The organism is Longimicrobium sp., assembly GCF_036399255.1.
Lineage (GTDB): Bacteria > Gemmatimonadota > Gemmatimonadetes > Longimicrobiales > Longimicrobiaceae > Longimicrobium.
Window position 1 is genome coordinate 46,716 of record NZ_DASWNM010000070.1, and the last position, 10,367, is coordinate 57,082.

At 70.1% G+C, this 10,367-nt stretch carries 8 protein-coding genes and 1 tRNA gene; 5 read left to right on the plus strand and 4 right to left on the minus strand.

Annotated elements, in window-relative coordinates; translation table 11 throughout:
• Window positions 1-98: 98 nt before the first annotated feature.
• On the minus strand, window positions 99-1,205 hold the full coding sequence (locus tag VGC13_RS11070; RefSeq protein WP_331125317.1) for a serine hydrolase: 1,107 nt from the start codon (window positions 1,203-1,205) through the stop codon (window positions 99-101).
• 409 nt (window positions 1,206-1,614) lie between these two features.
• Window positions 1,615-3,183 carry a bifunctional UDP-sugar hydrolase/5'-nucleotidase gene (locus VGC13_RS11075; protein ID WP_331125318.1) on the minus strand — a complete coding sequence of 523 codons (1,569 nt, stop codon included), beginning with the start codon at window positions 3,181-3,183 and terminating at the stop codon, window positions 1,615-1,617.
• A 198-nt stretch (window positions 3,184-3,381) separates the two neighbouring features.
• Between VGC13_RS11075 and VGC13_RS11080 the strand changes: the two genes are divergently transcribed.
• From VGC13_RS11080 to VGC13_RS11100, 5 genes are all read left to right on the plus strand, one after another.
• A complete protein-coding gene (locus VGC13_RS11080; RefSeq protein WP_331125319.1) occupies window positions 3,382-3,762 on the plus strand; it encodes a hypothetical protein in 381 nt (126 codons plus the stop codon).
• Between the two features lie 10 nt (window positions 3,763-3,772).
• On the plus strand, window positions 3,773-4,555 hold the full coding sequence (locus VGC13_RS11085; RefSeq protein WP_331125320.1) for a hypothetical protein: 783 nt from the start codon (window positions 3,773-3,775) through the stop codon (window positions 4,553-4,555).
• A gap of 119 nt (window positions 4,556-4,674) precedes the next feature.
• Window positions 4,675-5,040 (plus strand): hypothetical protein, encoded by a 366-nt coding sequence (locus tag VGC13_RS11090; RefSeq protein ID WP_331125321.1) that lies wholly within the window; start codon window positions 4,675-4,677, stop codon window positions 5,038-5,040.
• A gap of 25 nt (window positions 5,041-5,065) precedes the next feature.
• Complete coding sequence (locus tag VGC13_RS11095) at window positions 5,066-5,836, plus strand: hypothetical protein (RefSeq protein ID WP_331125322.1); 771 nt, start codon at window positions 5,066-5,068, stop codon at window positions 5,834-5,836.
• Window positions 5,837-6,318: 482 nt separating this feature from the next.
• Window positions 6,319-8,388 carry a M13 family metallopeptidase gene (locus tag VGC13_RS11100; RefSeq protein ID WP_331125323.1) on the plus strand — a complete coding sequence of 690 codons (2,070 nt, stop codon included), beginning with the start codon at window positions 6,319-6,321 and terminating at the stop codon, window positions 8,386-8,388.
• A 349-nt stretch (window positions 8,389-8,737) separates the two neighbouring features.
• Here the strand turns inward: VGC13_RS11100 and VGC13_RS11105 are convergent.
• Together VGC13_RS11105 and VGC13_RS11110 are read right to left on the minus strand one after the other, a co-directional pair.
• Window positions 8,738-8,810 (minus strand) — tRNA-Lys (locus VGC13_RS11105).
• A 62-nt stretch (window positions 8,811-8,872) separates the two neighbouring features.
• A complete protein-coding gene (locus VGC13_RS11110) occupies window positions 8,873-10,246 on the minus strand; it encodes a hypothetical protein (RefSeq protein ID WP_331125324.1) in 1,374 nt (457 codons plus the stop codon).
• Between the last annotated feature and the right edge of the window lie 121 nt (window positions 10,247-10,367).

The following is a 10,367-nucleotide window of genomic DNA, read 5'->3' on the forward strand; positions in this document are numbered from 1 at the left end:
CCCCTGGTGTGAAGGCAGGCTACGGCGTGGCCGGGCCTCGGAATGACAGCGCTGGTAGATCTGCCTGGATGCGCAGCGTCGGATTCTTGAACACCCTCTCAGGACGCCGCCGGCTCGGGGGCCCCGGTGCGGGCGGCGGCGCCGGGGACCAGGTTCTGGTCCAGGATGCGGTGGATGGCGGGCAGGTGGCCGGGCTCGCGCGGCCCCTCGGACTCGGAGATGAAGACGGCCACCAGCTGCAGCTCCGGCACCACGAACACGTACTGCCCGCCGTACCCCCAGGCAAAGAACACCCGCCGCCCGCCGGAATCCCGGCTCCACCATCCCAGCCCGTAGCCGTGCCCGTTGTACGGCGACGAGGTGCGGGGGCGCACGCTTTCCTGCACCCACGCGCGCGGAACGACCTGCCGGCCGCCGTACACGCCGCCGTCCAGGTACATCTGCCCAAACCGCAGCATTTGCCGGGGCGTAAGGTACATGTCGTTGCCGCCAAAGTAGATGCCCTGCGGATCGCGCTGCCACGGGCGAATGCGGAAGCCCAGCGGCTCGCCCAGCTTCTCGTTGGCGTACTGCCAGGTGCTCCTCCCCGTGGCGCGGGTCAGGATGGCGGAAAGCAGGTGCGTGCTGCCGGTGCTGTACAGCATGGGCCCGCCGGGCTCCGCCACCACGGGCTGGTCCAGCGCCGCGCGCACCCAGTTGCCGCTGCTGACCCACGCGCCGTACTCGCTGAAGCTGGTGGATTCAAGCCCCGACTGCATGGACAGCAGGTTGCCCACGGTGATCCGGCGCTTGCGCGGATCCACGTCCGCCCGCGCGAAGTAGCCGGGAAAGAAGTCGGAGATGGGCTGGTCGACGCCGCGGATGTGCCCCTCGGAAATGGCGATCCCCACCAGCACGGCAAGCACGCTCTTGGACGCGGACTTTACGTTGGTGGCCCGGTCCAGCCCCGCGCCGCGGAACCAGCGCTCCAGCACCACCTCCCCTCCCCGCGAGACCAGGATGCCCCGCAGCCGCGGCAGCTCCGCCGCGCGGTCCAGCGCCTGCGCCAGCAGCACCGTGTCCGCCGGGTCGGCGCGCGGCGCGGCGGCCGTGCGGGCGGGCGCGGCGGAAGCGGGCGCACGCGCGTCCGCCTGGGCGCCGGTGTCGCGCGCCGCGTCGCATCCCGCGAGCACGAGGCAGAAGAGGGCGATCGATCGAACGGTCATGCAGCGTCCGTATCCAGGCGTCGGGAGTTCGGAGGACGTCCGCTGTTACCCGCGCGCGGCGGGGAGGTGCGGCGGCTCATCATCTTCTCATCGACAGCGTGATCCCGGATTCCCGGCCTGATTGTGCATTTCCCATAGCCCGTCTCATCCTCAGGCTCAGACCAGGTCCTGAAAAAGAATAATCGTACAGAGGAACAGAGTCAGACAGAGAAAGCGAGCTGAAGTATCGGCTTGGTTCCTCTGTCTGACTCTGTTCCTCTGTACGAATGAAGGTGTTGTTTTCCCGGATTCGGCGTCACCCCGAGGACACGGAGAAGACAGGATGATCTGAGGATGAGTGTCACGCAGAGACGCGGAGAGCCGGTCCTGTCTCTGCCCCTCTGCTGCTCTGCGTGGCAGTTTTCCGCGCTCAGCGGACGGCCCGCCACCGCCCCGCGTCGGGCGCGCGGACGGGCTGGGGAAGGCCCTGCAGGTAGGCGATCACCACGTCGAGATCGACCAGCTCCGTGCGCGTCATCCGCCCCTGCGTGAACGAGGTGAAGCGGTCGCCGCCGGTGGCCACGAACTCGCTGAGCCCCACGGTCACCACGTCGTCGTCATCCACCACCGCGCCGCCGTCCAGCCGGACCTCGCGCACCCTGCGGCCCTCGGGGGCGGCGGAGTCGTAGCGCACCACCAGCCCGGAGACGTGGGCGTTCGGAGTGCCGGAGGCGAGCGCCACCTCCAGCGCCTCGCGCAGCTGCGCGCCCGTCACCCGCACCGTCACCAGCGCGTTGGCGAACGGCTGCAGCTCGTACAGAATGCCCCAGCTTACCGGGCCGGCGGGAAGGGGGCGGCGGATGGAGCCGTTGTTCACCAGCGACGCCTGCGCGCCGGTCTGCACGCGGATGGCGTCGGCCAGCAGGTTGCCCAGCGCGTACTCGTCCCCTTCGCGCTCCATGGGCTGCGCCAGCGTGGCCACCACGCGCTCGGTGATGGGGCGCACGCTGCGCTCCCACTCGGCGACGACGCGGGCCACCTGCGTGTCGGGCGACACCTCGTCGGCGAAGGGCGTGCGCACCTCGCGCGTGGTGACGACGGTGCGCCCGCCGCGCCGCTCCAGGTCGGTGACGCTGTAGGCGGTGGAGTACGACCCGGCCTCCACGATGGGGATGGAATCCTCGTGCGTGAGCACGCGCCGGTGCGTGTGGCCGCCCACGACCAGGTCCACCGGCTCGGTGAGCGCGTCCGCCATCTCCAGGATCTCGCCCCGGCACCCGGCCGAGGGCTCGGCGGGCGCGGTGCCCGACTCCTCGCAGCTGGCGCCCACGTGCGCGGTGACGACGACGAAGTCGGCCCCCGCCGCACGCGCCTCGCGCGCCGCCTGGTCCACGGCCGGCGCCTCGGGCCCGAACTCCAGCCCCGCCGTGCGCCCCGCCAGCACCACCTCGGGCGTGGTGCGCAGGGCGATGCCGATGACGGCCGTGCGCACACCGCCGCGCTCGATCATCACCCAGGGCCGCAGCCACGCCGGCTGCCGGCGCGTCCCGGCCACGAAGACGTTGGCGGCCAGCCAGGGAAAGCGGCTCTCGCGCACGCGGGCCGCCAGCGTGTCCTGCCCCCAGTCGAACTCGTGGTTGCCCACCGCCGCCGCGTCGTACCCGCTGGCGTTGTGGGCGGCGATGGTGGCGCGCCCCCAGCTCAGGTTGCTGATGGCCGTACCCTGCATGTCGTCGCCGGCGGAGAGGACGAGCGTAGGCCCGCCGAACCGCGCCGCCGCGCTGTCGAAGTGCGCCGCCAGCACCGCCGAGCCCCCGGCGGCGCGCCCGCCCACCTGCTGCGGCAGCAGCCGCCCGTGAAAGTCGTTGGTGTGCACGATGCGCACGCGCCGCACGCCGTCCCCCGGCGCGGGGCCGGCCGCCGGGGCCGCCGGCGAGCACGCGGACAGCGCGCCGGCCAGCAGCAGCGCGCCCAGAAAAACGCGGTCGGGTCGATTCATCATTCGCCAGGTCGGGCGTACAGGTGCGTGGACGGGACGCCCGGCTCCGCGCGCAATCACCGCGCCCGCCGGCGCCTTTCTGCACGAAATTACGCAATGGGCGCGAACCCCTCGAACAAAATACTTGCGTTTCGAGCCGCGGAGGAGCACCTTTTGTTCGGTTGCGGTCGCTTTGTTCATTTGGCCCGGAGGCGTTTGATGGACGACATCGGCATCCCGAAGTTTCTCGACCTGCCCCCCTCCAACCCGCGCGAGTGCGTAAGCGCCGGGGGCTACGAGATCTGCTTCTATCCCGGCTTCGTCCGCCGGCTGACGCTGGTGGACGGCGGGGTGGAAACGCGGGTGTACGAGCAGAAGCCGCCCTTCGTGCTGCCGCCCGGGCAGGTGAAGCCGTGGCCCAGCAGCACGGTGGAGGTGCGGGGGAACGGGGCCGACGTAATGCTGCAGGTGAACGACCCCGGCCAGCAGGTGGACCGCATCGAGATCGTGCTCAAGGCGCGCGACGGAAACGGCAACGAGGTGCGCCTGGTCATTGAGGACGGGCCGGTGCTGTGCCCGCCGTTCTGCCCCGAGCAGTAGGGCGCGGGCGATGACCGCCGTCCTGCAGCAGATCGCCTCGTCGGCGCTCATCCTGTTGTTCGGGGTTCAGGCCCTGAAGGTGTGGCGCCGCTTTGGCACGGTGCGGCGGGACCGCGCGGCGCTGGCGTGGAAGGTGACGGCCGCCAGCTTTCTCACGGTGGGCGTGTACGCCACGCTGCACGCCCTGGTGTCGGCCGCCTCCGTGGCCGCCGGCGAGAAGTCGTGGCTGTACCCCCTCGTGAGCGATTGGGGACTGCTGGCCAACCTGGGGCGCTGCGTGGCCAGCATTGCGTCCGGCCTGCTGCTGCTGGCGCTGATGGTGGTTTCGCGCCGCACCGCGCCCCGCATTGCCGCGGCCGCTCCCGCGGTGCTGCTGGTGGCGGCCGTGGCGGGCACGCTGGCCATCCGCCCGTTCCCCATTGCCTCGCCCCACGATTTCTTCACCCGGCTGGCCGTGTTGAACGCGGTCACGGCGGTGATGATGATGGCCGCCCTGCTGGCCGCCGTGCAGAACGACGCCATGGACCAGCTGCTGTGGCTGGCGCTGGCGGCGTACGCGATCAAGGAAACCCTGAGCGTGAGCCTGCTGGCGGTGATCGCCTTCTGGGGCGTGGCGCACGTGAAGCCCTATTTCAGCGCCCTGTTCTGGCTGCAGCTGGCGGTGGGGATCCTGATGTCGGTCCTGGCCGCGCGGCGGCTGCACCTGGCCGGCGGCGGGCGCCGCGTGCCCGCGCTTTTCGAGCGGCTGCACGACCTGCGGCGCCAGGCGCCCGGCCCCACGGGCCGCGTGTAGCAGCAAGCAGCAGTTGCACTTGCCGGATCGCGCCCGACGATGCACTTTGTAGCGCAGTGCAGTTCCCTCCTGGGCTCCCGCCTGTCGCAATCCCGATGAAATCAAAAACAGAGGAAACCATGGAAGACCACAAGACCGTTACCCGTGACGCCGACTACGACGTCACGTTTCACCCCGCGTTCGCCAGCGCCTGCGTCGTGGAAAAGAAGGGCGGCGCCCGCAAGGAGCTGTACCGCCAGCCCGACGACGACGTGGTGGACTGCAAGGACAAGGGGCACCCCAAGAAGCACGTCATCAGGCTCAAGGGGAAGAACGGCAGCAAGCGCGACATCACCATCACCATCGACGACCCGGAGCACAGCATTCACCGCCTGTCGGTGGAGCTGTACGACGAGGGGCGCAGCCCGGGCGAGCTGACCGAGTTCGGCGACGTGTTCACGGTCGAGAACAACGCCAAGACCTGCCCCCCGCACTGCGAGACCTGAGCGCGCGCAAGGCGGGGCACGTCCCGTGAGAACCCTGGTTCCGCAGCTGCTGAGCTCCATGGGCCTCCTGGTGTTTGCGTTCTTCGCGCACCGGGTGGCCCTGGGGCTGCCCGCACGCCAGCGCACGTTCCGCTACGGCTGGACGCTCACCGCGGCCACGTTCGGGGTGCACGGGCTCAGCTCGGCGCTGCACGACATGTTTTCCATGGTGGGCTGGCGCGGGGGCGAAGGGTCCGCCGCGTGGAACGCCGTGCTGGTGTGGCACCCCATCCTGAACCACAGCCGCACCTTTCTGCTGACCGCGTACTGCATCGTGCTGTGCGTGATCCTGCTGCGCGTGCAGCGCGGCGCCGCGCCGCCGCCGCTGGGGCGGGCGATGGTGGTGGTGCTGGGCGGGATGGTGGTGGGCGGGCTGGTGGGGGCGAACGAGCACGCCTTTTCCGGCCTTACGCACTACCTGGCCGTGGCCGTGTGGGACCTGATGGAGCTGCTGGCGCTGATGGCGGTTCTGCTGGTGGGCATCAGCAGCGGGGGGATGGACCGGGGGCTGTGGTCCGCGCTGGGCGTGAACGCCTTTACGCTGGCGCTCAGCGTGCTCTGGTTCGCCTTTCTGTCGCGCATCGACATCGGGGGGCAGTGGGCGCCGCAGCCGTACCACATCCACCTTACCAAGACGGCGCTGTACGGGGTGATGATCGCGCTGGCGTACCGGCAGCTGCGGCAGCTGCGCCAGGGCAGCCCCGTCCGCGGCTTCTTCGACGCACAGCCCCGTCCCGCCGTGCCTTCCATGCACTAGGCATGGGACGCGGTCCGTCCGGAGCGTCAGCGGATGGAACGGCATGGGGATACGGAGGAGCAGAGGCAACCCCGGCGGGGGCCTCTGCTCCTCTGTTTTTCCTCTGTTCCCCCGCACCCCGATCCCTCGCCGGATCTGCATCCCATCATCCTGACAACCGGTTCCGGGAAAACGACACCTTCACAAAGTCAGACCGGGGAGCCAGGATGATACCTCGGCTCGCTTGCTCTGTCTGACTCTGTTCCTCTGTACGACCATTTCTTTTCCAGGATCCGGCATGAGGACGAGACGGCCTGTGGGGGAATGCACGGCCGGGCCGGGAATCCGGCCTGAGACACGCAAAGCCCCGCGACCCCTTCCCCGCGCCTAACTATATATGTAAATTACAGTTACACGAATCGGACACGGGATTCCAGCGTTTTCGCTGAACTGGCTGTCTTTAGCCGGGCAACGCCGTTCCTCAATCTCAAACTACCCGGAGCATGGCCACAATCAAACGCGTCTCGCTTGCCGCGGCGGGACTGTTCGCCGTTTCGGCCCTGGGCGCCTGCGCGCCCGGCACGTCTTCGTCCATGGACGGCGCCGCCGCGCCCTCGCCGTCGCTGGCGCTGGGGGTGGACACCGCCGGCTTCGACCGCGGCGTACGCCCGCAGGACGACTTCTTCGCCTTCGTGAACGGCGGCTGGATCCGCAACGCGCAGATCCCGGCCGACCGCACCAGCATCGGCACCTTCCTGGTGCTGCGCGACAACGCGCAGGCCGCGCTGCGCGCCATCATCGACTCCGTGTCGGCGGCCCCCAACGCCGCCGGCACCGAGGGGCAGAAGGTGGGCGACCTGTACCGCAGCTTCATGGACACGGCCCGCATCGACCAGCTGGGCGCCGCGCCCGTGCAGGGCGACCTGCGGCGCATCGCGGCCGTGACCGGGCGCGAGCAATACCCGCAGCTGTTCGCCGACATGCGGCGCATGGGCGTGGGCACGCCGTTCGCCTTTGGCGTGGGGCAGGACCAGGGCAACTCGTCGCGCTACGCCATCACGGTAAGCCAGTCGGGGCTGGGCATGCCCGACCGCGACTACTACCTGGTCGACAACGAGCGCAACACCGCCGTGCGCCAGGCGTACGCTACCTACCTGGAGACGCTGCTGCGCCTGGCGGGCACTCCGGACGCGGCGAATGCGGCGCGGCGGGTGCTGGCGTTCGAGACCGCGGTTGCGCGCGTGCAGTGGGACCGCACCCGCAACCGCGACCGCAACGCCACCTACAACCCCACGGCGATGGCGGACCTGCAGGCCCGCACGCCGGGCTTCCGGTGGGCCCCCTACTTTTCCGCCGCGGGACTGCCCGGGGTGGACAGCGTGATCGTGCGCCAGCCGGACTACTTCAACGCCATCGACGCGCTGCTGGCCGCCACGCCGGTCGAGGACGTAAAGACGTACCTGGCCACGCGGATGCTGGACGGCGCGGCGCAGTTCCTGAGCCGCGACTTTCGCGAGGCGCGCTTCGCCTTTCGCAGCCGCACGCTGAGCGGGCAGGAGCAGGAGCGCCCGCGGTGGCAGCTGGGCGTGGGCGTGGTGGAGGGCTCGCTGGGCGAGGCGGTGGGCAGGCTGTACGTGCAGCGCCACTTCTCGCCCGAGAGCAAGGCCCGCATGGAGGAGCTGGTCGACAACCTGATGGCGGCGTACCGCGACGCCATCGACGAGCTGGAGTGGATGAGCCCGGCCACCAAGGCCCAGGCGCAGGACAAGCTGGCCAGCTTCAGCGTCAAGATCGCCTATCCCGACACGTGGCGTGACTACTCGTCGCTGGAGATTCGCCCCGACGACCTGCTGGGCAACGTGCGCCGCAGCGTGGCCTACGAGTACGCCGACATGATCGGCCGGCTGGGCAAGCCGGTGGACCGCACCGAGTGGGGGATGACCCCGCAGACGGTGAACGCGTACTACAACCCGGTGAACAACGAGATCGTGTTCCCCGCGGCCATCCTGCAGCCCCCGTTCTTCAACCTGCAGGCCGACGACGCGGTGAACTACGGGGCCATCGGCGCGGTGATCGGGCACGAGATCAGCCACGGCTTCGACGACCAGGGCCGCAAGAGCGACGGCCAGGGCAACCTGCGCGACTGGTGGACGGCCGAGGACGCCGCCGCCTTCGAGCAGCGGGCCACCATGCTGGTGAACCAGTACGGCGCCTTCGAGCCGCTGCCGGGGGTGCGCGTGAACGGCCGGCTTACGCTGGGCGAGAACATCGGCGACGTGTCGGGCGTGGCCATTGCCCACCGCGCGTACCGCAAGTCGCTGGAGGGCCGTCCGGCCCCGGTGATCGCCGGCTTTACGGGCGACCAGCGCTTCTTCCTGGGCTATGCGCAGGTGTGGCGCACCATGTACCGCGACCAGGCGCTGCGGCAGATGGTGCTGACCGACTCGCACTCGCCGGGGATGTTCCGCACCAACGGCGTGCTGGCCAACCTGCCCGCCTTCTACGAGGCGTTCAACGTGCGCCCCGGCGACCGGATGTACCTGCCGCCCGAGCAGCGCGTGAAGATCTGGTAACACCAGGTCCGCCCAAACTGTCATTCTGAGGGAGGCGCCGCGCAGTGCTCTCCGTACGCGCGGAAGCGTGGCGCCGACCGAAGAATCTCTCTCTGGGCGGCAGGATCTTTCCGCCACGCGGGGTCCCCGGGCGATGCCCGGGAAGGGGTTCCGCGCGAGGGGAGGGAGATTCTTCGGTCGCGCCAACCGGCTCAACGATTTTCCCGAAAGCGCGGGGTGGGCGCTCCCTCAGAATGACAGGTGTTTCCCGAGGATTGGGTACACGCCGCGCCTCGATGTGGATCGAAAAGAAGCCCCGGCCCGCAGACGCGGACCGGGGCTTCTTCGTTTGCGTCCATGGAAGCCGGGGAGCCGGCGGCTGGGGTCGAACCAGCGTCCAACCGGTTAAGAGCCGGCCGCTCTACCACGCTGAGCTACGCCGGACTCCCCGTCTTCCATGGACCTGCTCCGGCACCCGGGACGTGCCGGGCGCTCTACCGCAGTGCTATCCCGGAGCGTTCGCCTGCACCCGCGGCTTTCCCGAAAACCAGCCCAGCCGCCGCAGCATGTCGGCCAGGAACGGGTTGGCCACGGTCACGCCGTGCACAAGCTCGGGCGTGGGGCGAAACGGCGCAACCTGTCCGTGCGCCCGCGGCGCCATCCACCCTGACTTCTCCGCGTCCAGCCCGTGGCGGCGGCACGCATCCACCACCATGGGCAGGGTGCATTCCTCGTCGCCCGAGAGCACCCGCCACGGCAGTGGGAGCTCATTCCACACGAACAGGTTGCGGTCCGGCTCGGTGCCGGCGTCGCGGTGCCACGCCGCCACGTCGCCGGCGATGAGCCGCATGGCCTTGCCGGGAAGAAAGCGGTCCAGCAGCTCCTCCATCCCCAGCGCGTACAGCAGCCCGATCCAGTTGTCACGCGCGGTGTTCCACGCCCCCGCCGTGTTGTTCCAGGTGGTGGAGTCGTTGCCGCGCCGCACCACCATCGTGCTCCGGTCGATGCCGGAGCGGGTCCACGTCTCTTCCAGCACCTGCGCCACTTCCCGCAGCACCGCGTACCAGCGCCCCAGCAGCGCGCCCTTCTGCCGCTCGGAGAGGCGGCCGAAGACCTCCACCCGCGGATACACGTGGGCCACGGTCCACCAGCCGGCGTCGGCGCCGCGCTCGCAGCGGGCAAACAGCATGGCGGCCACCTCGTCGTACGCGCGCTGCTGTCCGTCGATGGTGAACTCCGAGCGCAGGTTGCGCCGCGCCGTGTAGTACGCCGCGAACGCCGCCGCGTCGCGGTCCGCGGCGAACTCGTCCCACGACAGCCGCGAGGCCAGCCCCGACCTGCCCATCATCTGCAGCTCGCGCTTGCGGATCTCGCGCACCAGGCGCTGCAGCTTGGCCTCCATGCGCGCCAGCAGGCGAAACCGCTTGTTGTAGCCGCGGCGCGACAGCTCCATCCCCCGCTCGAGCCGTTCCAGGTGCGACAGCCGGTGGTCGCGAAAGTCGCTGCGGCCAAACACCTTGCCGATCTCCTTCCCCACCGCGCGGATGAACGCCTCCACCGCGCCGGGGTTGGCGCACAGGTCGTGGTTCAGCGGATAGGCGGAGCGAAAGAGCTCGCACGCGCGGGACACCTGACGGTCCGCCCCCACCGGCCGGGCGAACTCCTGCGCCATGGAGGTGAAGCCGAAGATCCGCCGCTTGAGCGACCCGCCCGCGGCCCGCTCCAGCACGCGCGCCTCCGCGGGCGCGAGCGCATCCCCCAGCAGCTCGCGGATGGTCTCCGCCACGTCCTCCGGCCTGCGCCGCGCCGAGAGCGACGCGTGCAGCTCCCGCAGCGCCGCCTCGTCCGCCGTATCCATCGTCATCTCCGTTGCGCTCATCGTTCAGTATCGTAGCACCAACCCCGGAGGGTTGGGACGGGGCTCGACGAGAGAGATCGAACTGGCGCCCGCCGGCGCCCCCCTCTCCCGGCCTCTCCCCCCTAAACTGCAGGGGGGAGAG